Origin of the sequence: Glaciimonas sp. Gout2 (assembly GCF_035018905.1) — a bacterium.
Taxonomy (GTDB): Bacteria; Pseudomonadota; Gammaproteobacteria; order Burkholderiales; family Burkholderiaceae_D; genus Glaciimonas.
Map to the genome: position 1 here is coordinate 1 of NZ_JASJXA010000041.1, position 25,500 is coordinate 25,500.

Consider the following 25,500-nt stretch of genomic DNA (forward strand, 5'->3'; position numbering starts at 1 on the left):
TTAACCGCGTAACAACATCGCAGGCGCAGCGGTCACGATCGGCCAGAATGAGCGGTCACGTTGACCAGAATACGCAGTATTGCTCATAGTGTGCCTTGCATAGCAAGGACGCGACCGGATGGGAAAATGCTGCCGAAGGACAGCACCCCTGCTGGAATATGGTTGCATGTGCCCCGAAGCCCGTAGGGTTGCCCGGTTATCCCGGGCAAGGGTATGTAATTAATCCACGTAGGAGCGTTGGTGGCAGAGATTTTTATACGGCGCCCCTTTCTCAGGGCGTGTTCAAAGTTTTCTGGATATGTTGTGGGAGAGAGATGCTGGCCTTGGCACTCTCAGCCGAACAAAAGAGAAAAAATAACCGCATTCGATTATTAGGACTAACTAGGATTCGGCAATCAATCAGCAGGTCAACGGATAAAAATAGTCCGGGCTTTGCGCCCAACGTTGCCTAGAAAAGGCCGACAACGTTATCAAACGTTGAACGATTTCGGCGTTGTGGTTTTTGCGGCGAATCGGCGGTCTTACGAGGGAAGACTGATTTCTCTCTCTCTGCTAATATTCCGCGCTGCTTCGCGGCTTGCTGTGCTCCCTGTTTTTTCCAATCTTGCTGTGATAGAGACTGCACTACGCGTAAAATATTTGGCCAAATAGTTAATCGTCGTCGTTGGCAAACACCATAATGTCGACAATTTAGCGTCCTCTTCTTCTGTCCATTTTTTGCCGTGCTTTGCCGGCTTAATTGTATGCGCGATTTGTTCAGCAACATAAAAATCGACCTTAACGTTGAATGTTTGTGGATTAATATGGGCCTCGATGACGCCATCAGAAATGATGGCCCTGCCTGACTGTAAATCATGTTGATTTTCTGCGATAAGAAAGAAAAATAACGATTTAGCGCGGGGGACCCCCTCCATTGGCGCGAAAGTCAGAAACCCCAAATTTGCTAATTTTTCACGCGCCTCCGCGATGATTTTTTTTGCTTCATCATTTTTGGTTCTGGGATTTGCCATTTTAGCTTTCAATATTCTGAGGTCAATGTACCATCTTCAAGGCGCTTCATAATGCCTGCCTCGAGTACTTGTTTACGTGCGGGTTCGGCTTCCGAAAAAGTTGAAAAATCCTCTCATATGTCTTCGTCATTGTGGCCGGAATTCCTCACGATAGCCCACGGGAAAAGATTTTTTTCTTAGTCATTGGTTGGCCTCCTTACCCATGGTCGTTAGATTTCCGCGTGCTCTGGTTGTTCCCGAGCTGCTTTAGCAAGAATAAACTCGTAAGCGTTGCTGGCTTGTTTGCTTGCTGTAAAAATCGCGGTTTTATCGTTTTTCAGAACAGTTAGCCAGCTTTCGACATAGCTTGCATGGTCTTCCATCATCACATCAACAAAGCCCATATGTCCCGAAATAAAAGCAGCTCCGATCTCGGCAACCAATTCTTCAAAAGCATAAGCATTGTCCCCAAAACGCTTTCCATGTTCACGGTTTAAGCGGCTTTCGTGGCCGGTCCAGTGGGTCAACTCATGCAACGCTGTGGCGTAATAAGCCTCGGGAGACCGAAATTGTTCACGGTTCGGCAGAGAAATGGCGTCTTTGCTACGGGTGTAAAAAGCGCTATCAAAACCATGATTAATAGTGGCACCAGTGGAAATAATCAGCTGTTCAGCGGTTTCGTTAATCGAAAAATTTTTAACCGGGGCGGCTTGCGGTAACAAAGCCTCTGGAACATTGTCCATTTGCGCGATATTAAATAAAAAAAACGGTTTGCACATGGGGAAAAATCCTTTGCGCGAATCTTCCCCGCTGGCTGGGATTTCATCGGTTTTTGATCTCATCATTTCAAAATATGCGCACATAGTTGATTTTTCGCCTTTACGCACTTGCGCGCCAACGCCTGCGGCTTGCTTGTAGGTCATCCAGCGGCTTGATGTATAACTACTTTCGGCGGCAGCTGCCCATAACAACAAAACATTAATCCCATTGTAAGCAACGTCAGTACTTGCATTTTTTGGCAACGCACCCTGTCCGCCAATAGTCCATCGCGAGTTTGATTTAGTCGTACCGTTTTCAAGCATAAAAATGATTTTATCTGTGATGACTTGGCGAATATCCATGATGTTTCTCCTGTTGTTGCCCTGCACATATCGGGTTAAATAGATTTGAAGCGGGACCTGGTTGTTGATGGTGACGTTGTTTTGTCGGGTAGCCTCTTTTGCTCTTTTTGTGAGCATCGGTTCAAATGAGTTTTCGCGGTATGGCTGGCGGGGCCTGGTGCATGAGGTGCTTGTGCAATGCCAATGGGGAGGCCGCATGCTAAGTGAGCGCAGCGAATCTGAACGGGGGAGTTATTGAGCGTAGCGATGCATTGCACAATCGCCGCACCAGGCTATTTTTGCCAGTCTGCGAAAAACTCTTTTGTACGCGATGGTTAGAAAAAGAATGCTACCCATCAAACAGGCGGCGCAAAGCGCCGTCTGGGTCTCTGTTTGTGAATTGCTTACGTAGTGACGCCGCCTGAACGGCGCCTGGTGGATTTGTTTTTGCTGCTCTGGGAATGTGGTGTTGCACCCGCTATGCGGTCATAGCGGCTCTGAATACTGGTTCGGCTCGCTTGTTTAACGAATCTTTCCAAGAACGTCTTATTTGATGCGGTAGTTAGCCTAAAAAAGCCTTCACCGTCTTAATACCGTCCAGACAAAAACTTTCATGACGTATCTGATGGCATAACGTGCTGGTCTTGACTTGACGACCGGGTCACATTTGCGAGCAGGACGTTTTACGTTGGGGACGCTATCATGGGGGGCGAAGACGTTTAAGTAAATCGGGCAGTTCCCCATAAGATCGGACCACAGCTGGCCAATGCAATTCATCCCAAATGATGTGGAAGACACGCACAAAGCTGATGTCGGCGGGGGCGCATTATGCTTCAAGCATGGTTTTTGCAATCTCAAGACGAATCAGATTGTAGGCTGACCACTATGGCCTTTATTTGAACTTTTTTCGTTGACCGACTTTATATTTTAATGTTGATCTTTGGTCGTGATGCCCCAATAGGTCGCTCACGCTACTCAAGGTTGCTCCGTCTTGCAGTAACTGTACGGCGAAGGTGTTGCGCAACGTACGTCCTCCCATCCTCTCCTTTTCAATGCCAGCTTGTTCCAATGTTTCCTTCACATGACGGTAGACCGTTGCCTTGTTCAGTACAAGACTGCCATTTTTGCCAATTCCCGATAATGTTGGTGGAAACAAGTAGGGACCAGGTATTTTCAGTGCGGTTCTTTCCTTTACCCAAGCTAACACTTCTTTTACTGCAAATGGCTTGATGTGCGTGTCATGGACTTTCCCAATTCCGATTTTTTCAATGGTCACGCGCGCAGTGCCATCCATGTCAATCTTCCCTATTTTATTTGTGCGCAGCTGTATTACCTCTGATACCTTTAAACCAGCACCAAGCATCAGCGCCTGCATCGCTCGATCCCGTCGAATATTCCATTCAATCGGATTGGACACCTCATCAGCGCAAGGCGTTAGCAATGCTTTCAAATAGGCCTGTTGTTGATCCGCAGACAAATATGCTTTGGGTTTATCGCGACCGATTTCGGTGGGGCCAATCTCTTGCGCCACTTTACGGGCTGGATTGTGCGCCGTGTTTAAGTGCGCAAAAACTTTTTCGAGAAGGCGTAAATAGCGCAGCCGTATCAGACTGTTTAAATTTTTGGTTAATTTATTCTCTACAAGATTTCCCACATCCAGGAACACACGCAGATGGTCGGCAGTAACGCTGGCTAAATCGATGCCCTGCTCTTCCAGCCAGCGAAGGAAATTTCCAAACATGTGCGCATAGACGACCTTAGAACCGCTGCTGATTTTGTAACGCGGTTTCTCATCAATGGAAAACTCCCCTGGCCGCATGCTCATTTGCAGGAATTCATCGGACGTAATAAAACCATTAAACGCCACCAGTGGCGCCGTCTTCCAGATGTCGGGGATATCGAACAAATCTTCTGTCATGATCTCTTTATGCAACTAACGATCAAATAAAAGAAATTCTATCTCTATTCTCCGTAGAACCGACAGCATATTTTGTTAGTCTGTAAAACAACAAAACTCAGTTCAGCAAGAAATGATCGTTAGTTGCATGAATATAAGCGCACTCGCTTCTCACATTAACCATCGCTCCGAATGGTTATCCATGCAAATCTGGGAATACCAGTTAAACGTGATCGATTTCGGGTGCGTACCGAAATGACATTCCACAAAGAACCCATCACGCAGGTAAGCTGCCTGCTTTTATTTGGGTATAAGCATGCCTGTTAAGCCAACAACCATTGACCATGACGCTTGATTTGGTCGTGCATCGCATCAGGTGCCAAATCAAGTTCACCAGGCCAAGTCACGACACCATCCACCACCAGTACTTGTTGAAACTCAGACTGCTCACGTAAATGGGAAAAAACACCCCGAAAAAATGTCGGGAGAAACTCTACCATTCCCTCCACGCCGTCTTTAAAGCGCACAAAAAGAGTGAATTCCCCTGCAAGTTTGACTTCAGTGACATCCCATTCCATAGCGTTACTCCAAAGGGGCAATCGGTTTAGGGTTCTGCATGTCCTGGCAAAGCTGCCAATCATCCAGTAATTCATCCTGATGCAATTCAGCCCAGTCAAGCACCAAACTCAAAGCGCGACGAGGTAGTTTCCCCTCCATCAATACCAAACCTTTGATGTCAATCACAGCCTTATGCTCGGCATACTTCACATGGAAATGTGGCGGCGCATGGTCGCTAAAAAACATTTGAATCAAAAGACCATAAAATGCGCTAATTGTTGGCATAATTTCCATCTCAGCTATTAATTAAACTGGACTTACTACATAATCCAATGGGGATACATCAAAGAGCGCTAGTCATTTTCCCCTGCGATTTTCCATGTTTTTGTTTCAGTTTTTCATGGGCTAGAATTTCACGTACGAGGTTCCATATAGGCTCACCCATCTCCCTGAAATCATTCGATGAATCCGGTAGCAACCACTTGTCCAACGAGCGTTTAGCACAACCAATTCGCAGTGCAAACATCTCCCTCGACAAAACAAGCTCGAACATTGCATTACGTAAAAATTCTTGTTGATTCATTCCGTCCTGAGCCGAGTGTAGTATCCCTATTGGGGATACTACACGATCACAAGCTTTCAGAAAACATCCTGAACTGCTTTTCTCCGACGCATCCAAATAAGTCCAATTATTTCGATATCGAAATCCACGGCACCTCAGTCGATCTGATCGCGAAAGAGGGCGTCCATTCCATTAGAACTCGCAACAGGTCTCTGCCTGTCGCAGGGTTTCGTTTTAAAAGCGGTGTTAATAAGCAGATGCCCAGCCATATCAATGGCTTACAAAATTATTGCTGCAGCGCACAAAAAATATGGATAAGCCCATTTGCGTAAAAAGTAACATTTTAGCTTGAGCAAGGGTAATCAGGGCCCGACACAATTTGCTCTGGGAACGAATACGCTTTGACAACAAAATAAATAAAATTTACTTAAATATCCTAATTTGAGCTGTTAAGTATATTAAGCATCCAAATTTGGGCATTAATTCACCAGTAAATTGACTGGAGCTCATACAATCGGTATAATTGTCCAAATTTGGCGTACTAGACTAGCTATACATCCAAATATGGGTGGTAAATGATGAATAGTCCTATCCCTCTACCGGTTGACCGCGCTTTGCGCCGCTTAGGACAAAATGTGTCCCAGGCGCGACGTCGTCGGCACATGTCCCAGGAAATGTTGGCAGAGCGAATTGGAGCGTCTCTGAACACAGTGCGACGAATGGAAAACGGAGACCCCGGCACCGCACTCCAGCATTTTGCCAGGGCCCTCCATGTATTTGGCGAGCTTAGCAAGTTGGAAACCTTACTCGACACTTCTCAGGACGCCATTGGACTGGCCCTTATGGATGAGAAGCTTCCGCAGCGCGTTCGAATGCGTCGACGTACGCCCGAAAGTGGAGCGTTCTGATTTCTTGCCACCAATAAAAAATACATGTCATGACGACCAAAATTACAAAAAAGAAAGTAAAGCCGGGGTCGACCTCAAAGGTCGAACTGGACATTTGCATTGGCAAGGAAGGGTTGCCCAGTGGCAGGCTTACGTATGTAAAAGACGGCCCGCGAGAATTCGCGCAATTTGCGTATCGTGAAGAGTGGCTTGCGGGCCAGAGTTTTTTCGACATCTCGCCAGACTTGGTGCGCACTACCGGCTACCAAATCCGGAAACCCCCGACCAAAGATGACTCGTGCTTCTTTCTCGCGATGGCCGACACGGAGCCCGATGCGTGGGGACGTCGTGTCATCGCCCGCGCACATGCGAAAGAGCGCAAGAATAACCCTGCGCTTGGCCCTTTGACTGAACTTGACTATCTCTGCGCTGTCGATGACTTCAGCCGTATGGGTGCGCTTCGGATTCGCGACCTCAGAGGAAACTACCTGCGCAGCGTTGACGATGGTCGGCGGACGACGCCTCCGATGCTGGAGCTCGAAAAGATGATGACAGCTTCACATGCGGTGGAGCTGAACCAGGAGACTGCAGAGGACCTGAAGTACCTACAGGGAAAGGGTACTTCGCTGGGAGGAATGCGGCCGAAATGCACTATTCTCGATGAAGACGGGATGCTAGCGTTGGGTAAATTTCCGAGTGTAAAAGACGAACGTAGTGTCACGCGCGGCGAAGTCCTTGCTTTACGTCTTGCCCGATTGGCAGGAATCGATGCGGCGGAAGCCCGCATCTTCATGGCCCAGGGCACACCTATAGCCATAGTACGTCGTTTTGACCGGACTGCTTCAGATGCACGCATCCCCTACATGTCAGGTGCAACCCTGCTCCAAGCCAGCAGGAACGATGAACACGCCTACACCGAAGTCGTAGACGAAATGCGAAATAAGTGTCTCGACTTCGGGGCGGATGCAAGGCAGCTTTGGAGGCGGCTAGTCTTCAACCATCTGATTACCAACGTCGACGACCATCTGCAAAACATTGGGTTCTTGTATGTCGATAAGAATTTATGGCGGCTTTCTCCCGCTTTCGACGTGAATCCGTTCCCTGACAAAGACCGGGAATCAAAGACTTGGCTAAGCGAAGATACTGGGCCCATTACGTCTATACAACAACTTCTGGAACAAGCAGCGCGGTTTGAGCTCAAGCCTGATACAGCCAAAAAAGTCTTAGCAGAAGTCGTCAAAGCCGCAGAGCAATGGAGAGAAGTTGCGCTAACTCCGGAGGTCGGGCTCACTGCGGCGGAACTGGATGACTTTGCGCCTGCTTTCAATCATTCCGACCTCGAAGAAGCAAAAGCGGCCCTAGTCTAAAGGGTATATAAGCCTGGGCCTCATTCTGAAAATTGATTCTGGCAACTTCGGGAGGCATATATGGCAACTTCAGTGACATCCCATTCCATAGCGTTACTCCAAAGGGACAATCGGTTTAGACTGCTGCAGACATGTCTTGGCAAAGCTGCCCATCATCGATCCATTTATTCTAATGTAATTCAGCTCACTCAAGCACCAGACGCAAAATACGGCGCGGCAGCTTCCCCTCCATCAATTCCCAACCTTTGATGTCAATCACAGCCTTATGTTCGGCACACTGCACATGAAAATGTGACCGCGCATAGTCGCTAAAAAACGTTGGAATCAAAAGACCTAAAATGCGCTAATTATTGACTTATCAGCTTTTCTCCGACGCATCCAAATAAGTCCATTTGTTTCGATATCGAAATCCATTGCACCTCGGGTCGATCCGGTCGCGCAAATGGCACCTAGTAGGATGTCAAAGTCAGATTAGTCTGGTGCTAATACTCAAGTGCTCTCATTCTCTGAGACGCAAAACATCAACGTATTAGCGATCAAATTGACTAATATATTGAATGATAAAATCAAAGCAGAATCAAATTTATCTTAAAACCGTGAGCTGCAATCGAGTATTAATTTATTGCCGGCGCGATGCAGCTACTATGCGTTTTTAACGAGTCCAAATTTCTCAACAAAATTAGCCATGTCTTGAACTGATGGGTCACCCCAAAGCTCCTTGGCATACCAGTGCGAGAACAATGATCGCGCCGTAGCGTTCTGTAGAGCACTATCAAGCTTGATCATTGTGTTTGTGTTTTGCTCTTTGAATCGCTCGAAAATTGGTAGGCGCTCATCGGCATCAAGCTCATTGTAGACTTCTAAACCGTCAATCGCCCGAGCAGCAAAGAATTTTTCCATGACCGTCGTCCCGCCATCCATCCCTTTTACCGAAACTTTTTTTGCCGCCGTTTGCTGAATGCGCAAGTCTTTGGCTGCCGCTGCACCTTGCTTCAAGGACCAGCGAAAATAGGCGGCGGTCGAATCCAGTGGTGCGCTGTTTTTGAGATCAATTCGTGCCTGAACAAACGCAACTGCCGCCCGTATCTTATCGTCACTATGTTGAGCAATAAAATCTGAAGCCTCTTGCTGCGCGAACCCAAACTTCATGATCTTGCCCATCAACTCTAGGTCGATCACCGGCGGCACCGCGAAGCCAAGTTGCGGCTGCTTTGTGTGCTCTACACGAAACTGTAGACGCTCAACGCGGCGACCTTTTTTGTATTCGATGAGCTCAACCTGAATGTCTGTCAAAGCATTGATTTCAGCGATGGCTGTCTTAATGACGTCGCGTTTAAAATATTTGTATTCCGGAAGTTCTTCGGTCAACACTGGATTACCAGTAAGCAGACCGTACCAATGCTCATACGTTTCGATGAGTGTCACTTTTGACGGATTGGTAGCATAGCGGCGGCAAATCTCATATAGCGCGAGGGCAGATCCTGACCTAAGCATGCCCTGATATATCAAATTAAAACGCGTGTAAGTTCCAGGAGCCATGACAAGCTCGTGCACCTCGGGCGGAAAGGCGAAGCCGAACCAGACCTGACCGGTATTTTTTTTGAATCCCTGCGGATTGACGAGAGTTGCCGAAGAAATCAATCGCTCACTAGTCCACTGGCGTTCAGTCTCCATGAGCAGCTTGATATTTTGTAGCTCCTCAAGCTGTTTCTTAAGGAACACGGTATCTTTGCTATCATATGCAGCATCACGTGCTAGGTCCGACAGCGGAATCCAGAAATATTTCTTCGCAGATGCTGTATCAATCGGAGCGTTTATTCCTGGCGTTCTCTGTTCCTGCGCGTGATACATCATCACATTGAACAGCTTGCGTGTTAGCAAAGAAAGCTTACCTTCTCTTACGCGCAGACCGATTGCTTCGTTAGTCTTTCGAAACTCCATTGGCAGGGAAGGGTTCGCCTCAGCTGTCGCTGCAAGCGAAGTAATTTTCGGTGTTTTACTAGTTACCGCCATGAGTAGGTATCCTCTGTCGCACCACCACATTAGGTGAGAACATAGCATTCACCTGATCAATGGTGTTGAGTATAGCGCAGATATTCTCACCTTTGTATCAACTTTATTTCTCCTTCACCTTTAACGGTGAGGTACATTCCCGAAAAGCACTCACTATACCTAGCTCCCTGTGGCATCTCACCTATTCCTAAAATAAGCATCGATTCTAGTTCTTACAAAACCTTTGGGACTCCCCGTATCCTCTCACCTAACTTCCCCCTAGAGCGTAACACTGCCATTTATATCCGCGCACCGGATCTGCATTTCAATTAGCAGCGGGTGACTGAGCTCATAGTCCCTGTTTAGTCTCACCTGTCATCCGATATACTCCCTGTGCAGGCTCACCATTGAGAACAATCATGGATTAAATAGATTGAAATCACACTTAAAACACCGCGGACCGACAAAGATTATTCTTACTTCGAGTGCTTGCGCTCCCTGTGCAGGCTCACCTATACATGGCAATTTGCGTTTAATTCTAAAAAATTGCAAATTGACAAAATTGTAGGTTATCCACATTGCTAATTGGTGATGTCCCTGTAGAAGCTCCCATGCTCCCTGTATTCACTCACCGTAGGTCCCTGAAATAGCTCACTCAAATTTTTGAAGCTCCCTGTTTCCACTCACCAATGTCCCTGTAGCGTCTCACCCTTGTCCCTGTAGCAACTCACCTTATCGGCTGTACAGCCGCGCCAGTGTTAGGTCTGCGCGAATTTAAATAGTATTTAAGGTTTTGAACTTGGGTTTTCTTTATTAAAAGATCTCTCAAGTCCCGAGGGCTGTTTTTTAAAAATCTAAAACTAAAAAACTAAAAGACATGCAAGAAGGGGCATATGCAATGACGCATCTGATTATTCATTCGACGAAATGTCACAACAATTGACCCTGTCGATTGTGTTTTCGTTTGAACTTAACAAAATAAATGACAAAATTGATTTTACGCCCGCTTATGGCTTCGGATAACCATTGACTGGCTACCCCCATAGAATTGACAATCAAACTTTGTAGAGGGGCCTCATAAGCCATTAGGATGTAGATTAGTGCTTATGACAGTCTTACTTATAAACCGAAAGTCTTCAGTTTAATAAAACGAATCTGCAGATGTTCTGCTTATAGTCCCTGTGGAGCCTCACCTATAGATGATAACTCCGCATCTTACTTCGTGATCAAATATTTCAGGTCAATTGATTCAATGAAGCTCCCTGTGGCGTCTCACCTTTATTTCATATTGATGACAACTTAAAAGATCTTATCTTATTTAAAATGAGCTTATAAGGCGATTTTATGGAGTGTAAGCACTAACTTCTCAGCGAGAATGATTGGCAGTCTTAATAGTCCTAATGATCTAAATCTCTTTAAGGGAGTACCTTTTCGAGGACATTAGTTTTTTGGAGCAGCATAAAATCACACCATAGGCATGCTTTCTGTCAGCCCCTGTATTGGCTCACCTTTTGATGTTCCATAAACGCTTTTAAGCGTTTTTTTCCTGCTTTAGGATGGAATTGTCAAAATAAGCCGACTTATAGGCATCATGGAGCGGAATTAAGTCCCATGAGACACTTTTTGGCATAAAGGGAGCATCTATACTCCCCGGAGAAGCTCACCTTTTGCAGCAGTCCTGTTTAAATAGTAGCGTTTCAGTCTTTTACGCCGAACCGCTTGCGCAGTTCCGCTATTAAAATTGCCCGGTCTTTAGCGTCGGTAAGTACAACTTCGAACGTGACCTTTCCCGACGAATCCCATTCTTTGATAGAGCCAATTTGCTGATCCTCTCGATGAATTTTGTATTGTCGCGAAGTTTCCTTTCGCTTGCGCTCTCGAGGCGATGTGATTTGGTCTAATGCCTCTTGGATTTCTCTCCGGCCGGCTTCGCCCCTTGCGACAAGCATGGCTATGTCTAGCGCGTCGACTGGTCCAGCCACTTCTTCGTAACGCTTAAGATCTTTTAGGACGCTAATTTCGAAGGCTTTTGGAGCACTCTCAATCACCTCTAGTATCTTGGACGACAAGCACAAATCAGCTAAGGTCTTATTCAGTGCGCGTGCTTCCTGGATTTCTTTGCGTCCCGCTTCGCCGTCAGCGACAAGCTTAGCCATAGTTAAGGCTCTAGTTTCGCCAACTACCGCTTCATAAAGAGCGAGTTCATAAAGAACGCTTAGCGCGAAGGTTTTTGGATCTTCTTTTATAAAATCGAGAACATTGGGTGACAAACGCAGAGCGGCAATTGTTTTGTTGACGTTAGGCAATGACATCCCTGTGACTTCAGCTATTTCAGTCTCTGAAGCGTAAACGCCTTGATCAAGCAATTCACGCCAAGATAGTGCGTTGTCTAGTGCTGACTGTGCTTCTCGCTCTGCATTTTCTCTGTAGCTGTGAGCATACAACTCACGGTCGGAAAGACCTTCGTGGATCATCAGAGCCATAGATTTGGCACCAATAAGCTTCAGTGCTCGAAGACGATAGTGCCCTGCGGCTAATACAAATCGACCCTCCCGCGGCGTTGCTACACCTGGAATCTCTTGTCCGTGCGCTCCAATGCTTGCCGCCAGCTCGCTTACACGCGACGTGCGATAGATTTTTCTGGCGTTAAAAGGATTTGGGTCAATCATATCCAGCGCTATCATCTCAAGTCGCGCGCCCAAAGAAGTAACTACAACTTCGGAAGCATTGAATGATTTTGCAATCGATTCTGTTGAATATTCTATTCGCTCAGCAAGCGGAGTTGGCGCATCATCGGCCGGATGTGATGACGATAAGTCCCGCGCGTGGCGCAGGCGATCCTCTATACTCGGAGCCATTTGTGCTGCCTTTGCCGCTCTGGCCCCCATATCTTTTTTAGAAATCGACATTTTATTTACCTTTCGTCAATTTGAGATCAAGCAGCTTGGCGATCTCATCTGCGACCGCATCTATTTCTGATGTTGCTACTGACTTACCAAAAGATTTTGCGACGCACCCAAAAAGCTGTGATTCTGGGAACGCATTGCGCATCGCAACCGTCGATTTCAAAATTGGAATTTTTGCACCAGTCTTCAAAGTTTCCAGGCAGTGTTCGAACACGTTTCCCCGTCGCACCATACTGAGTAAATACGCCGCTTTGAGTTCTGTGTTGATGCCCTTTCTTTCACGAGCTTGCCGTGCTTCTAGGACCAATTCCTCAGCTTGTTTGGAGGCCCAAACGTTGTCCATGACTGCAGCAACAGGGATCAGTGCGAAGTCTGAGGCAATCAAGGAAGCCCAAGGGACACGAGATCCAAGTGCTGGCGGGCAGTCTATTAAGATGACATCAAATTTGGCGGCCAATGGGGCAATTTTATCTAAGAAACCCTCTTTTAGTGGTGCCATTGACATCACTTCAGCCGGAAATGGCTGCTCAGGTGTTGCTTGATGAAACCACAAGGCGGCTGTATTCTGGGGATCCATGTCTACCACGAAAACCTTAAGACCCCGAAGCCCAAAGGTGCCAGCTAATTGCATGGTGCTCATGGTCTTAGCGCAACCACCCTTTTGGTTAAATACCGTTATTATTTTTGCGGACATATCGACGATTCCTTTGTACTTTCACGCGTGAAAGTGGCGCCCGATGCGCGCCGACTTATACAAAACTATCAAACAGAATAGTAGTGACGATATGTATATATAGCAAGAACAAATTAGAGTTTTTTTATCATTAATAATAAAAAGATATTTTATATAAGCGCTGCTTGTGATCTTGCATGGTAACTTTCACGCGTGAAAGGATGTTTTATCTGGTGAATTTTTATGAAGTTGAATGGTGTTGGAATTGAAGCGTTTAACTAGATCAATATATTTTCTACGGCTCAATAAAATTGAAAAATAAAATAGAAATGTCTTGTGCTTTGAAAAAATTTGGCAGATTCATTGAGATGAGTCGTCAATTCAATGCTGATAAGATTTGTGTGTATTCCCCCATCCATATGTTACCCACTTTCACGCGTGAAAGTGGGTAACATCGCCTGTAATTTGCTTTCTGCGTTATTTAACCAGCACACTAAATTAGCGATAGGCTACTTTGAGAAAAATCAATAGATGTCACCAAGAGTTGAGGGCTGTCAAAATACGGAAGAATTTTATTTTATATTCTGAGTGCTATTGTAATGGATATTATTTATTTTTATAAAATGAAATAACCTTTCAGCATGAAGCTATCAACTTATCCATATCATTACCAGAGGCTTAGGCAATAATCATTTTTCCGAGTTTGTAATGAGTAATATTGATAAAGATCAAAAGCATAAACGTATAGTTTTGTGAATAAAGTCGCGGCTTTCACGCGTGAAAGTTAGATGAACCCTTTGCGTCGTATTGAGAGAAATGCCGGAATTTCTTCCGGCAAAGCTGTAGAAAAAATTTTAATGGATCGCAGTCATGCGCGCCTGGAGGAATGGGGTATATCTTTGTGAAATGCATAAAAAATTCTTCTCCGGTGATTATTTGGAATTTCAAGCATGGAACCACAAAGCCTTTCCGTTTTTTAGCTAGTCGCTTCTTTAAATAATATAAAAAATCACCCCTGAAAGAACATTTCTACAGGCGGAAGGTTAAGACTGATGGCAAGTAGATTAAATATATGATATGGGAGGAGTGAAGTGGATGCAGCCAAAGAATTTGAAGAAGCGTTGCTAGCGATCGAAGCCAAGGCAATTGATCTGGTAGCGAAGTATACAATCACCGGTGCAGCGACTGCATTGTTAATGGCTGAGATGAAAACGATGATCATGCGTGCGATCCAGCGTCAAAGCGCTAAAACAGCACTCAGAATCGGCAACAGCAATGCAATCGGCACCGTCATTGCATGTGTGTTGACGCCGACCTAAAACTGACCTACTGGGGGTGCGGCGTGAAACTTGGACTGATTTAAGCCGTAAATCCGAGGCTCTCTCGGTATTCGAGTGGACTGAGTGAGCCAAGGGATATCTTGATGCGCTTTGTGGTACCAGCATACATGACCGGATATCCCATCGGATGCCACCGCCCACCGTTTATCCCTGCGTCATCGCAGAGCGTATCAAGAGTTCATTTTTTCGTTACTCCCCATATCCCAATTTTAGTGCAGCTGGCAGTGGGGCCAGCGAATACAGATAACCTTCATAGGTCAAAAAACTAGTTAACGCGTGTGTGGTTGACAGGCAAATCAAGGGCAATAAAATCAGGTTAATAATTACCACACCACTGCTCCAGATGATATTTTAGCTAGCTCCGAAACGTCTTCTTTGGGTTGCGTTTGCCTGAAAAATTAGCCTAATCCTCGAAACTTTATAACTTTTCCCGAAAAATATTCATTTCTTCGGGAAATCGCCATCTTTTATCGAAAAATTTTAACTTTCCGGAGGCGGCTCTTCTGCTCTTCTGGTTTCGAAGGCTTGAAAAACTACTTCCTCGATGTGGTTAAGCACATGGTCAGGAATGTAATGATACTGTTTCCTGCGGTTAGATGAGAGCGAGCCCTTGTTGGACTGAATCATCCGGATGAGAGCAGAAAGGTCTTTCTGCGGTAGGTCTAGCTCACTATTGAGTTTTGAAAAAACTAGGTCATAGCCCTGCAACCAGGCAAGTTCGCGCGGAATTTCTTCCTGAACGGCTTGCTTAATCATGGCATGCAGAAATGCCACCTCCCGGTCCGCGTCGAAAAAGCGGTAGGAGCGACTGCCTGGTGCGCGCAAGATGATAGGATCAATATCGCCCCGACGGTAATTCCACAGTGCCGTCACCGGACCGGAAAAGGCACTCAATACAGCGTGATACCCCGAAATATTTTGCTCGATCACCGCGGATACCGGGATAACGATCTCTGGACCCATGAGCGCCGAGCGTGCAAGCACATGCTGAATAAAGAAACGATGCAGACGTCCATTGCCATCCAGAAACGGGTGCAGATAGACAAAGCCGAAGGCGGCGCAGGCAGCCTTGACCAGCACGTCGGTACAACGTTCTTCATCGTTAATGAAGGGGCGTTCTCAAAGACCAAGTGCAACACCTTCTCCTGTAAGGTGCTGCCATGGCAAAAATATACAAACATTTAACGACTCAAGAACGCGCAGTGGTCATGACGATGCACGACGACGAGTGTTCTCTCCGATCTATTGCTAAACGTCTTTGCCGTTCGGCGAGCACGATCAGTCGCGAAATCAAGCGCACTACAGGTGATGGCATCTACGATGCAAACCGGGCCCATCTACAAAGTGCAGCACGTCGTGCAGTTCCACGCCGCAGGCCAAAAATGGCACCCGGCGGAGTGCTGTTCCAGGTTGTCCGGCACTATTTCAATTTGCTCTGGTCGCCTCAGCAAATTTCGAACATACTGAAGGTCATGTGGCCTACTGATTCCGACAAAACCGTTTCGCATGAAACCATTTACAACGCCATCTATTTGCATCCGCGTGGCGAGCTCAAGCGCGAATTGATTGCTTGCCTGCGCCATCACAACCAGGTGCGCAAACCGCGTAGTCGCGGCACCGATCGCCGCGGGCAAATCAAGGACATGCAAAGCATTCATATCCGTGCGCCCGAAATCGAAGATCGCGTCATCCCCGGACACTGGGAAGGCGACCTCATCAAAGGAGAAGGTAACCGCTCTTCGGTGGGGACGCTAGTCGAGCGTACGACCCGCTTTGTGGTCCTGGCGAAGATGGACAATGCCGGCACCAAGTCGGTCGTCGACAGCTTCTCGATGGTATTGAACCGAGAGCCTGAAGCCTTGCGAAAATCCATGACCTATGACCAGGGACGCGAGATGCATGGGCATAAAATACTGACCGAGCGCACCGGCCTACAGATTTATTTCGCTGACCCACATAGTCCATGGCAACGTGGATCGAACGAAAACACCAATGGATTGTTACGCCAGTACATGCCAAAAGGCTCAGATCTGTCTATTTACTCTCAACAGGAACTTGATGCTATCGCGCTATCACTCAACACGCGGCCAAGGCAAACATTGGGCTGGAAAACGCCGTTGGCTGTTTATACCGAACACATGATCAGGTTGCAATTACAATCCGATCCGATCCATTAATCACCGTGTTGCACTTGCTACTTGAGAACGCCAGGCTTCCCAGCCCTGCATGACGCGGGGTAGGTCCTCAATGGGTGTTGGAATGAAGGGAATGCGATTAGCGCGGGAAGCGTTAGTTTTTTAATGTATTAGCAATAAATTCCTGCGCTTGAGTAGTCGTGCTAAAAGTAGCAAGCACTAATATTTCATTATGTGATTTTTGCTGCATTTATATAACTTTTACCTCATCACCTTTTATGGCTCTGAGCGCGATTTCATCCAATAACGTGATTTATAAATATGTAGTCACCGGAAGTACCGGCTCATATAGTTGCGGCAAATGTGGCGGTGCTGGGTATGACAATTTTAGCCGTAGTCCATGCGGCGATAACGGGCGCACTGGTGAATATTCTTGCTCTCGGTGCAATGGGCCCGGACGAGATAAGGTTACTAGTTCGCGTTGTAGCGGCACCGGAAGAACAAGCTTCTAATTCCGCACATGGACGATCAAATTACTTACTAATTTGATCGTTTTCGGATGCCATAATTTCATCGTGGCGCTCATGATCGCTCTTGTGCAGATAGCGGGCGGTCGTGACGATATTGGCATGGCCGGCCGTGTCCTGCAGCGTCTTTAACTGTACGCCATGATTCGCGTGATGGGTCAGCATGCTGTGGCGCAACCAGTGTGCTGACGCATTGCGCAGGGTTGCGGCGGTGTCCAAGTCACCCATTGCTTCCGCCGCGCCTGCGGTTGCCGCAAAAATGGCTTTCAATGCGTTGCCCGCGGTTTCATTGGTCACACCAGTTACCCCATTGCGCCGGGTCGACAGGACCAGCGGCGTCGCATCGGCCCGGTGGGTCTGCGGCGGCAGACCAAACGCTGCCCGATAGTGCCGGAAGGCATCCAGCATCGCCGGCAACACCGGCAGCCGACGCGGCTTGTTGCCTTTGCCGAGTACATCGAGCCACCAGCGTCCATCCCCCTCGGTATACAGCGCACCCATGGTCGCGCCGACGATTTCGGACAGGCGGGCACCGGTTGCCGCGTACGCCACCAATAGGAAGCGATCGCGGGCCTGGCGCTTGATTTCCGGCGCAGACTGTGGCACCCGGGCCGCGAGCGTCGCCAGCGCCAGATCAATCGCGTCGCGCGTCAGATACCGGGTGATCCGTGCGCTGGCGGGCGCGGTGACGTTCTTGACCAGCGCACCGGGGTCACGCCGTAAATAGCCGCTTTTCTCCGCATACGACAACAACCCTTTGACGGCGACTAACGCCTGGCGCCGCGAGCCGTCCGCCAGCGGCCCGCTAAACGGCCGGTAGCGCGCGTCGCTGCGCGGCCAGCGGGTCGTCGACACCCAGTCGGGAGGAGGGTGCTTCAAAAATGCTTTATAGGCGTTCAGATCGGCCACACGCAACGCCCGCAGCGGCTTATTGACCTCTTCCCGACACCAGGTCAGAAACCGGAACAGTTCTTTCTGGGTATTGGCCAGACTGGCAGCCGATAACTCGCCGCGCCCCAGGAATTCTTTGGCGATTTCGGCATCGGTACGGGCCGCCGTGATCGCGTCCGGCGCCGGCCCGTGGAACATTTCCATTTTCTGTTGGGCGTCGTCCAACACCGGCGGAGCCAGCGCTGGCGCGGGGCTCAGATCGATTACGTCAAATGTCACCATGATTGTTCCACGCGTCAGGGGAGAGGAGGGCGGGTCCAGTGTAGCAACATTTAGATAATTCGACAATATAAACAGTAATGTCGAATGAGAGACTATTAACGTCATAATTATGATTTTATTATGACGTCATTATTTTTACTAATGGCGCGATTAATGCCATAATGTAGCCGCTGGCGCCCTTAAACTGCGTTTTCCCTCCTCTGGAGAAGCCAAAATGCCTGGTTCTGATCGTTGCAACGTACTTGGGCGGAAATTCGTGAGATCCACAAATTTCTATGCAGCAGTTCGCCAACCAGGCTTCTTGCGAAAATGGCAAGACAAACGTTATGGCCATGGTCGAGGATCTGAATAAAACCAATTTGGTCGGTGGCCAGTCGCACTTTAGGGATAGCGTGTCAGCACGCTGCTACCTGCTTCAGAATAAGGAGTTGCCATGAGCGACCGTCGCACCCTCACCTATGCCGCCTGCGACGCGATCGCGATCGCAGGCAAGAAGCCCTCGATCGCCAGCGTACGGGAATGGACCCTGGCGAACCAGGGCAAAAAACAGGGTTCTGATACGGATGTCCAGGGCGACATCAACGCCTGGTTCCAGGAGCTCCTCGCGTTAAAGCAGGAAAAACTGGTGGTATCCGGCCTTCCAGACGAAGTCGCTGCCCTGGCCCGCGCGATGTGGATCAAAGCCTGTGAATCAGCGGCAGAGAACTTAAACACCGAACGCGCAGAAAATCAAGGCCTGGTCACCGCCGCAGAACAAAAAGTGGCGATGGCCGCCGCGCAGATCACAAAAGCCAATCAGCGCACTGAACAGGTGGAGCATGAATGCGACGTCGCCCGCGAAGCAATCCGGCGCCTGGAAGAGTCACTGACTGAAATGCGCACCACCGCGGCCGCGATCGAGGAACGTCACGCTGGCCAGCTACTCGCGCGCGATGAGCGCATCAGCGCACTGAGTACCGATTTCGCACGGAAAGAAACGGAATATGCTGCACGGATCACCGAGCTTGATGGTGTTCGCAAGCATGCTTTACTGCAGATTGATGAAGCACGCATTGAGTCGCGCCACTGGAAAGCGGAATTTGATCGGGTCGACGCTGAAAACAAATCGAGCGTCGTGACGTATCGCCAGCGCGCTTCTGCGCTCGATGCCGAGCTCGCGGGTGTGCGTGGGCGCCTGGGTGCTGTGGAAGAGTCGCTGGCAGCATCACGCCAGCGCTGCTTGCAACTGGAAGCCGCGGCTATGACCGTGCGTCCGGCCAATGATGCTGCCTCCTCGGTATCGCGCAAAGTGCGCGCTGGGGGATTAATTAAACGACGTTAGTCGCGATGACCATAAAAACATATGTCTTGCATATGCCTGTAGGGACTGCTACATTGAAGATGTTAACCATAGTAGGAGTGAGATTATGCGTACTGTCTCCATTTTCAAAAACGGTAAGAATCAAGCAATTCGCCTCCCCACGGACATGTCTTACGAGAATGTAGGGGAGCTGGAAATTACGCGCAGCGGTGACACCATCACTCTTCGCCCTGTGCGCCCGAGTTGGCTATCGCTGGTTGAATTGCCCAAGGCAGATGTGGACTTTCTGCAAGAACGTCAGAGCATTATTAGCGATGAAGGTAGGTTTAATCTGTGACCACGTTCATGCTGGATACCTGCATTTGCTCTTTTATCATGCGCGAGCACCCAGTGTCTGTTTTGCAGCGATTAGCCGAAGAGGTTGCGCAAAATAATCGGATCGTCATTTCTGCCATTACCTACGCCGAAATGCGTTACGGGCAAATCGGCAAGAAGGCATCGCCCAAGCATAAAACGCTGGTTGACGAATTCGTGAAGCGTCTCGATGAGATCTTGCCGTGGGACCAGGCCGCTGTTGACACGACGGTAGAGGTGAAGATTCAACTCACCAAGGCAGGATCCGTAATCGGCGAAAATGATACCGCTATAGCCGGTCACGCGATTGCTGCGGATTGTGTGCTGGTCACAAACAATGTGCGTGAATTTAGTCGCGTTCCTGGTCTGTCTTATGAAGATTGGGTTCACTAAGGAAAACTCTGTCTTCACAACTCGTCGACATACAGCAAAGGAAAATAAAATCATGGCAAATATCAAGACTCAAGATGATCGTGACAACCGGATTCGTGTGCTACACGAACAAGCGGGCAAGCACTGGCCGAAATTGGAATCGATCATAGATGAGTTGAAGTCGCTCGGCGCGCACTCGTCGGACGGGGATAATTCGCTCGCTAACGTCCGCGATTGGCCGAAACAACTCTCACATCGCTAACCGAGGAAAATAAATGAGTTCGCAAATATCATCACTAGAATACCTGGACGAAATCGCGCGCGAAGCCTGGTTGGGAAAATATGACCGCGTGGGTGTCCTTTCAACGGGTGAAGTGCTGTACGTAGCTCTCGCTTCCGGTCGTATGCGGGAACTCGCTCCCAGCGACTCCATCGCCTATGCGGTTGACCGTGTCGGCACCGAATGGATGAACCATATGCTTCTCGTTTGGCGCTCAGATTCACAACCAAAAAACTGATTTATAGAGTGCAGTTAAAACCGGAGGCAGCCGATAAAAAAGCTTTAGCGATATATTTGTTGCCTCACGATCCACTGTGGAGATTGTCATGCGGGCGATCATCGAGGCATGAATTGACGATGGTCATGGCGACTGCCTCCGGTTTTAACTGGACTCTCGTAGACGAAAGCAAATTTGTCCAAATTGTGACGGTAAATTCATCCAAATCATGGTTTTTTAAGCATCAGAAAGGGGGCTGTTAAAAGGGCTGCAGTATTCAACACAAATAACGTAATTTTTGGACGGGCTTACGCCGAGCGGCTCCCTAAAACCCCAGCCTTTTTACCAGTCCTCCTGCGTAGACAACAGTAAATTCGTCCAAATTTTTCACCCTGCTTTCATAGGAGAGTACTCACACATTTGGACAAATTTACTTTTTAAATTGTGTGGGCAAATTTGTCCTTTGGCAGCATGAGAAAGTAAATCTGTCCTTACGCAGCTTGAAAAGCCTAAAAAGTATTCTATGCTGTTGAATTCATGGACAATTTTTCGCGATATCGCTCTGCGATGTTATCAAAAAGGTCGCGTGACGAACGTTTGATCGAAGCGTGCAGCCCGAAACTGGGTCGCCGCTTACAGTGTTTTGGCGAGCATGCCTTTAAACAATGGTTGCGTCTGGAATCCGATCCTGTCGTGCACCGTTTTGCGAGCGACCTGCGATGATCGATTTTGCTGGCAAGTATCGCGTCGCTGATTATTGGGTGCGTCAAGCCGATGCTGAAATGTTTCTGATCGTTGGCGAAGAGCATGCATCTTCATCGGTGATGGTCGGTGATACCAGCGTAGTAGTGCGTGCAATTCCGTTGGCGGAACTCGCTGCAGCACGGATGTGGGTTAGCAACTGGGAGTTGATGATAGTGAGCATCGTTTCGTGTCAGCGATTGATTACAGAACCGCTCATCCGTTCGGTACTGCGGTGTGTAACGGAACCGATGCAGTTGTCCCGCATAGAACGTGAATTAGTGGTGGGTGACCCGACCTTGGTGCGTGCAACCGTGTATCACTTATTGCATCAAGGGCGATTAACAGCACCGCAGTTAATGCTGGAACCGTTATCATTTTTGACGCCCTTCGAACCTGTGTGAGTTTCCTATGATTCCTCGTCGATACACTCTGCAGGGGATGGATATCGATACGTGGTCGAGCATTGATGTGAATGCTCTTTCAGAAGACAAGCGCAAGGTATTTCAAGCGCGCCATCAAGCGATCGTGTTGTATGCAGGTGGGGAATTGCTGCATAAAATCCATGCCCAAACAGGCATTAGTGGTCGCCAACTCTATCATCTGATTCAGCGTTGTTTGAGCGTGGATGACGATGGCAGAATCTTTGGTTTGCGTGGGCTGCTCAAGCACCAACGCATCGGATCGTATATGCGAACCGCCGCATTGGCACCGGGTTGTAGCGTAACAGGCCAGGGTTTTGTGGGCGCGTTCAGTGCCCTGCTAGAACGCTATCCGGCACTCATGCAATGGTTACACAAACAGATTGATGAGCATGCTGTTGTTCTGAACCAGATCAGCACTGATGAGGGTTTAAAAACGCGCTTGAGCGGGATCGTCGCATTACAGGAATCATTCCTACGGCAATGTCGCAGAGCCGGCATCACCGCAATGGAATATCCTTTAAATACTGATCGCATGGGCATTCGCTCCCTCTCTGCCTATGTCAAGTCAGAAATACTCAAGAATTTCGGTGCTGCTGCGCGTGCTGCCGGTGCGCATCACCTCAAAGGCTTACCAACTTCACTCGCATCAGCTACGGCGATTGTGCGTCCATTCCAGGCAGTTGAATTTGATGGGCATCGACTGGACCTGCGCTTAAAAATTGTGATTCGCGATCCGCTCGGCTATGAACAAGAACTGGAGATCGAACGCATATGGTTGCTGGTGATTCTGGACGTGTGTACCCGCGCCGTACTCGGTTATCACCTGGTGATTGCGCGAGAATATAGTCGCTACGATGTGATCAAAACCATCGAGCAAGCATTGACACCGCACCAGCCACGCAGTTTTACCTTGCAGGGTGTGGGCTATGGCGGCGCTGGCGGATTTCCGTCGGGGAAGTTGCCAGAACTTGGCTATGCCATCTGGCAACGGATCAAACTCGATAACGCCAAAGCCAATCTCGCCAATGAAACCATCGCTGCGCTCTGTGAATTTATTGGTTGTGCCGTGGATGCCGGACCACCGTACCATCCCGATGACCGACCGTATATCGAGCGCTTCTTTGGCACGATCGCCAACACGGTATCGTCACGCTTGCCCGGTTACACCGGGTCCGGGCCGGACGATGTGCGACGTGCATTAAGTTCTGCGAAAGGCGACCTGCGGTTATTCCTGTCGCTTGCTGAGTTGGAAGAATTGATGGAGGCGTCGCTGGCGACCTACAATGCCACGCCGCATTCCGGCTTAAATGGCCGCACGCCACTGGAAGCGATGACCTATCACGTGCGCGGCAAAGCCGCCATGATCTCCTGGTTACCGGAAGCGAAACGGCGCACGCTGTGCCTGATGCAACAGGCGCGTCGCTGCCCAGTGCGCGGTTATCTGCAACAAGGCACACGTCCGCATATCAATTTGTTTCAGGTGCGCTATACCAGCGCGGTGCTGGCCAGCAGCGGCTCTTTGTTGGGAAGTCATTTACGCGTGTATTACAACAGCGATGATTTACGCACCGTGCGTGCATTTCTGGCCGATGGGTCTGAGCTCGGCATACTCAAAGCCCAGGGAGCATGGGGCGAGGTCAGCCACGATATCACTCTGCGGCGCGAGATCATGAAGAAGCGCGGTAACAAGCGCCTCAAGGTCACAATCGATCATGTGTTTATTGATGATTTTATTGCGGATAAAAAAATCAAAGCCAAGCGCAGTCGGCGTGCGGCCAGTGATCTGGAAAGAACCATGCGCATACTGGCGAAAGCCCCGACTTCCGCGACGCCGCCTGGACCACCGTGCGAGCATGGTAGCGCCCCAATCAAAACTGAGGCTCTATGCAATTTAGGTGAAGCAACAACCACAACACCGACGATACCGACCGACATCAACAAAAAAATCGTCCCGATACCACTCACCATCGGCAGTGGATATGGACCCAGTATTTAGCAAGTCGAATGCTGATTTTTTGCATCAAGGAGAGATCCTTTGTCTAGCCATAACAACCGCCTGACCCGTCCCATCAGCAAGGAATTACATCCACTCGCTACCGGCCAGTACCGGATCGCTACCCCGGCCATCCAGGCGTTTTACGAACTTATTTCTCGCTGTTTACGCTACCGCATTACCGGTGCATTAATTTATGGTCCACCGCGAATAGGCAAGACTAAAGCGATTGAATACATCCGCTTGTTACTCGCTGAAAAAGTGCCGACCATCACCACCTATCATGTGCAAGCTGAACATAAGCCGCGCCATGCAGAAGGCCCGCTCTTCGCCAATCTGCTGGAAGCCGTTGGTTACCCTGATGCGTCAGGCGGATCGAATTCTGCCAAGCGGCAACGCCTGATCAATAAAATTCGCGAAGCCTGTATCAAGGCCGGGCGCGGTACCGTCATCTTGTTTTGCGATGAAGCCCAGCGCTTCGATGAAAACGAATATGAGTGGTTACGCGACATTCACGATCATCTGGATCGCATGGAAATCAAGCTGTTCACATTTCTAGTCGGCCAGCAGGATTTGCTGTCGATTAAAACCAATTTCCAGCGTAGCGGGAAGATGCAAATTGTGGCCCGTCTGATGGTCGAAGAGCTGGCATTTTATGGCGTGCGCGATGTCAATGAAGTGGCCACCTGCCTGGCGGGATACGGCCAGACCTTCTATCCACGCGGCTCGGAATGGAGTTTTACCCGATTCTATTTGCAGCAAGCGGTGGATGCTGGCTATGTCCTCACTGATGATGCGCAGTTAATTTGGACAACCTTCGAGAACATCCATAACAAAGCCGGATTCAGCGGGGCGATGGATATTCCGATGGAATCGTTTACCCGCGCCGTCGAGATCGTCCTTAAGGACGCAGCGATTCATGATGCACCGGCTTATCGGCCACCGCCTGCGCTCTGGGAACAAGCAATACGACACTCCGGTTATACCCAAATCAGGATCGCTACCAGTCGTCTTAAACTGGCGCTGCGGGAGGCTTAGTGCGAGAGCGCGGCGAGATCAAGATTCCCGCGTTTACTGCGTATCCGATTATGCTGGTCGATACGCATGCCCTAACCCCTGCACTGGGATACGTCTTTAATTCGACGTGGCTGGATCCGCAGGAATCTATCGTATCCATGCTCTGGAAGTTTGCGCGGATGAATCTGATCGCTGGCCATCTCATTGCAGGGCAAATTTCCAGAACGGTGGTAGATCCCTATGAGGGAATTAATCCCAGTAGCAGTGAAGTTGACATCCGGCGCGTACATCAGATGCTGTGCTTGCCATCGAAGCTGATTCGCAATGCATTGCTGCCAGATGGGTTGGGTTGCCCCGACTTTCGCTATTGTCCACGCTGCATGCGCCGCGGCTATCACAGTGTGGTGCCTCAGATAGCGCTGGTCACGCACTGTCCGATACATGGCAACGCCTTGCAAAACGCATGCGTTCGCTGCGACAGCAAAACACTATATCGGCTCAATGTCATTCTGTTGGATGCGCCATTTCGATGCGGATATTGCCGAAGCTATTACGGCACCTGTCATCCACGTTTTTTAGAAAGAACACCACTAAATTTAAAGGCGCGGGTCGCCATCACGCGCATGCGGTTGCATTATTTCGCACATTGAATTGTTCATTTCGGTGAATTTTTATCAAAAAAACAGCTAAAACAG

26 protein-coding genes are annotated in these 25,500 nt (G+C 48.8%); 14 read left to right on the forward strand and 12 right to left on the reverse strand.

Translation table 11 applies throughout. The features are described from left to right. Positions 1 to 521: 521 nt before the first annotated feature. From QN379_RS19585 to QN379_RS19610, 6 genes are all read right to left on the reverse strand, one after another. Entirely contained in the window at positions 522 to 1,010 is a 489-nt protein-coding gene (locus tag QN379_RS19585; protein ID WP_323507352.1) for a hypothetical protein, read from the reverse strand. Between the two features lie 209 nt (positions 1,011 to 1,219). After that, positions 1,220 to 2,137, reverse strand: coding sequence for an ArdC family protein (locus QN379_RS19590; protein WP_323507354.1), 918 nt, complete (start codon positions 2,135 to 2,137; stop codon positions 1,220 to 1,222). An 844-nt stretch (positions 2,138 to 2,981) separates the two neighbouring features. Next, positions 2,982 to 4,007, reverse strand: a complete 1,026-nt coding sequence (locus QN379_RS19595; RefSeq protein ID WP_323507355.1) for a tyrosine-type recombinase/integrase — start codon at positions 4,005 to 4,007, stop codon at positions 2,982 to 2,984. 302 nt (positions 4,008 to 4,309) lie between these two features. Continuing rightward, entirely contained in the window at positions 4,310 to 4,564 is a 255-nt protein-coding gene (locus tag QN379_RS19600) for a DUF2442 domain-containing protein (protein ID WP_323507356.1), read from the reverse strand. 4 nt (positions 4,565 to 4,568) lie between these two features. Continuing rightward, a complete protein-coding gene (locus QN379_RS19605; RefSeq protein ID WP_323507357.1) occupies positions 4,569 to 4,838 on the reverse strand; it encodes a DUF4160 domain-containing protein in 270 nt (89 codons plus the stop codon). A 49-nt stretch (positions 4,839 to 4,887) separates the two neighbouring features. Beyond that, positions 4,888 to 5,127, reverse strand: a complete 240-nt coding sequence (locus QN379_RS19610; protein WP_323507358.1) for a hypothetical protein — start codon at positions 5,125 to 5,127, stop codon at positions 4,888 to 4,890. 554 nt (positions 5,128 to 5,681) lie between these two features. Here QN379_RS19610 and QN379_RS19615 point away from each other — a divergent pair. Together QN379_RS19615 and QN379_RS19620 are read left to right on the forward strand one after the other, a co-directional pair. Next, complete coding sequence (locus tag QN379_RS19615; protein ID WP_323507359.1) at positions 5,682 to 6,014, forward strand: helix-turn-helix transcriptional regulator; 333 nt, start codon at positions 5,682 to 5,684, stop codon at positions 6,012 to 6,014. A gap of 29 nt (positions 6,015 to 6,043) precedes the next feature. Further along, complete coding sequence (locus QN379_RS19620) at positions 6,044 to 7,360, forward strand: HipA domain-containing protein (RefSeq protein ID WP_323507360.1); 1,317 nt, start codon at positions 6,044 to 6,046, stop codon at positions 7,358 to 7,360. Between the two features lie 184 nt (positions 7,361 to 7,544). Here the strand turns inward: QN379_RS19620 and QN379_RS19625 are convergent, their stop codons facing one another. From QN379_RS19625 to QN379_RS19640, 4 genes are all read right to left on the reverse strand, one after another. Further along, positions 7,545 to 7,688: a DUF4160 domain-containing protein gene (locus QN379_RS19625; RefSeq protein WP_323507361.1), complete on the reverse strand. Its 144-nt coding sequence runs from the start codon at positions 7,686 to 7,688 to the stop codon at positions 7,545 to 7,547. Positions 7,689 to 8,002: 314 nt separating this feature from the next. After that, positions 8,003 to 9,403, reverse strand: a complete 1,401-nt coding sequence (locus QN379_RS19630) for a replication initiation protein (protein WP_323507362.1) — start codon at positions 9,401 to 9,403, stop codon at positions 8,003 to 8,005. 1,646 nt (positions 9,404 to 11,049) lie between these two features. After that, positions 11,050 to 12,261: a ParB/RepB/Spo0J family partition protein gene (locus QN379_RS19635; protein WP_323507363.1), complete on the reverse strand. Its 1,212-nt coding sequence runs from the start codon at positions 12,259 to 12,261 to the stop codon at positions 11,050 to 11,052. A 1-nt stretch (position 12,262) separates the two neighbouring features. Further along, complete coding sequence (locus tag QN379_RS19640) at positions 12,263 to 12,952, reverse strand: ParA family protein (protein WP_323507364.1); 690 nt, start codon at positions 12,950 to 12,952, stop codon at positions 12,263 to 12,265. A 1,070-nt stretch (positions 12,953 to 14,022) separates the two neighbouring features. Here QN379_RS19640 and QN379_RS19645 point away from each other — a divergent pair. Beyond that, positions 14,023 to 14,250, forward strand: coding sequence for a hypothetical protein (locus QN379_RS19645; protein WP_323507366.1), 228 nt, complete (start codon positions 14,023 to 14,025; stop codon positions 14,248 to 14,250). Between the two features lie 501 nt (positions 14,251 to 14,751). Here QN379_RS19645 and QN379_RS19650 read toward each other — a convergent pair. Next, complete coding sequence (locus QN379_RS19650) at positions 14,752 to 15,351, reverse strand: Fic family protein (protein ID WP_323507367.1); 600 nt, start codon at positions 15,349 to 15,351, stop codon at positions 14,752 to 14,754. Positions 15,352 to 15,431: 80 nt separating this feature from the next. Between QN379_RS19650 and QN379_RS19655 the strand changes: the two genes are divergently transcribed. Together QN379_RS19655 and QN379_RS19660 are read left to right on the forward strand one after the other, a co-directional pair. Beyond that, positions 15,432 to 16,448 (forward strand): IS30 family transposase, encoded by a 1,017-nt coding sequence (locus QN379_RS19655; protein ID WP_323507368.1) that lies wholly within the window; start codon positions 15,432 to 15,434, stop codon positions 16,446 to 16,448. A gap of 336 nt (positions 16,449 to 16,784) precedes the next feature. After that, positions 16,785 to 16,955 carry a hypothetical protein gene (locus QN379_RS19660; protein ID WP_323507370.1) on the forward strand — a complete coding sequence of 57 codons (171 nt, stop codon included), beginning with the start codon at positions 16,785 to 16,787 and terminating at the stop codon, positions 16,953 to 16,955. Here QN379_RS19660 and QN379_RS19665 read toward each other — a convergent pair. Next, the gene (locus QN379_RS19665) at positions 16,940 to 18,106 is read right to left on the reverse strand and encodes a tyrosine-type recombinase/integrase (RefSeq protein ID WP_323507371.1); all 1,167 of its coding nucleotides are present in this window, start codon (positions 18,104 to 18,106) and stop codon (positions 16,940 to 16,942) included. The genes QN379_RS19660 and QN379_RS19665 overlap by 16 nt on opposite strands. Before the next feature lie 433 nt (positions 18,107 to 18,539). Here QN379_RS19665 and QN379_RS19670 point away from each other — a divergent pair, with 433 nt between their 5' ends. The 9 genes from QN379_RS19670 (at position 18,540) to QN379_RS19710 (ending at position 25,455) form a co-directional block, all read left to right on the forward strand. Then, positions 18,540 to 19,427: a DNA-binding protein gene (locus QN379_RS19670; RefSeq protein ID WP_322240840.1), complete on the forward strand. Its 888-nt coding sequence runs from the start codon at positions 18,540 to 18,542 to the stop codon at positions 19,425 to 19,427. Positions 19,428 to 19,512: 85 nt separating this feature from the next. Continuing rightward, entirely contained in the window at positions 19,513 to 19,743 is a 231-nt protein-coding gene (gene vapB / locus QN379_RS19675; RefSeq protein ID WP_322240838.1) for a type II toxin-antitoxin system VapB family antitoxin, read from the forward strand. 8 nt (positions 19,744 to 19,751) lie between these two features. Continuing rightward, positions 19,752 to 20,153: a type II toxin-antitoxin system VapC family toxin gene (locus tag QN379_RS19680; RefSeq protein ID WP_322240994.1), complete on the forward strand. Its 402-nt coding sequence runs from the start codon at positions 19,752 to 19,754 to the stop codon at positions 20,151 to 20,153. Positions 20,154 to 20,205: 52 nt separating this feature from the next. Beyond that, positions 20,206 to 20,394, forward strand: coding sequence for a hypothetical protein (locus QN379_RS19685; RefSeq protein WP_322240836.1), 189 nt, complete (start codon positions 20,206 to 20,208; stop codon positions 20,392 to 20,394). A 13-nt stretch (positions 20,395 to 20,407) separates the two neighbouring features. Beyond that, complete coding sequence (locus QN379_RS19690; protein ID WP_322240834.1) at positions 20,408 to 20,650, forward strand: hypothetical protein; 243 nt, start codon at positions 20,408 to 20,410, stop codon at positions 20,648 to 20,650. A gap of 698 nt (positions 20,651 to 21,348) precedes the next feature. Further along, the gene (locus QN379_RS19695) at positions 21,349 to 21,774 is read left to right on the forward strand and encodes a hypothetical protein (RefSeq protein ID WP_323507373.1); all 426 of its coding nucleotides are present in this window, start codon (positions 21,349 to 21,351) and stop codon (positions 21,772 to 21,774) included. A 7-nt stretch (positions 21,775 to 21,781) separates the two neighbouring features. Beyond that, positions 21,782 to 23,791, forward strand: a complete 2,010-nt coding sequence (locus QN379_RS19700; protein ID WP_323507374.1) for a transposase — start codon at positions 21,782 to 21,784, stop codon at positions 23,789 to 23,791. A 39-nt stretch (positions 23,792 to 23,830) separates the two neighbouring features. After that, a complete protein-coding gene (locus QN379_RS19705; RefSeq protein WP_322240828.1) occupies positions 23,831 to 24,826 on the forward strand; it encodes an ATP-binding protein in 996 nt (331 codons plus the stop codon). Continuing rightward, positions 24,826 to 25,455 (forward strand): hypothetical protein, encoded by a 630-nt coding sequence (locus QN379_RS19710; RefSeq protein ID WP_322240826.1) that lies wholly within the window; start codon positions 24,826 to 24,828, stop codon positions 25,453 to 25,455. Before QN379_RS19705 ends, QN379_RS19710 begins: the two co-directional genes overlap by 1 nt. The last annotated feature ends 45 nt before the right edge of the window (positions 25,456 to 25,500 follow it).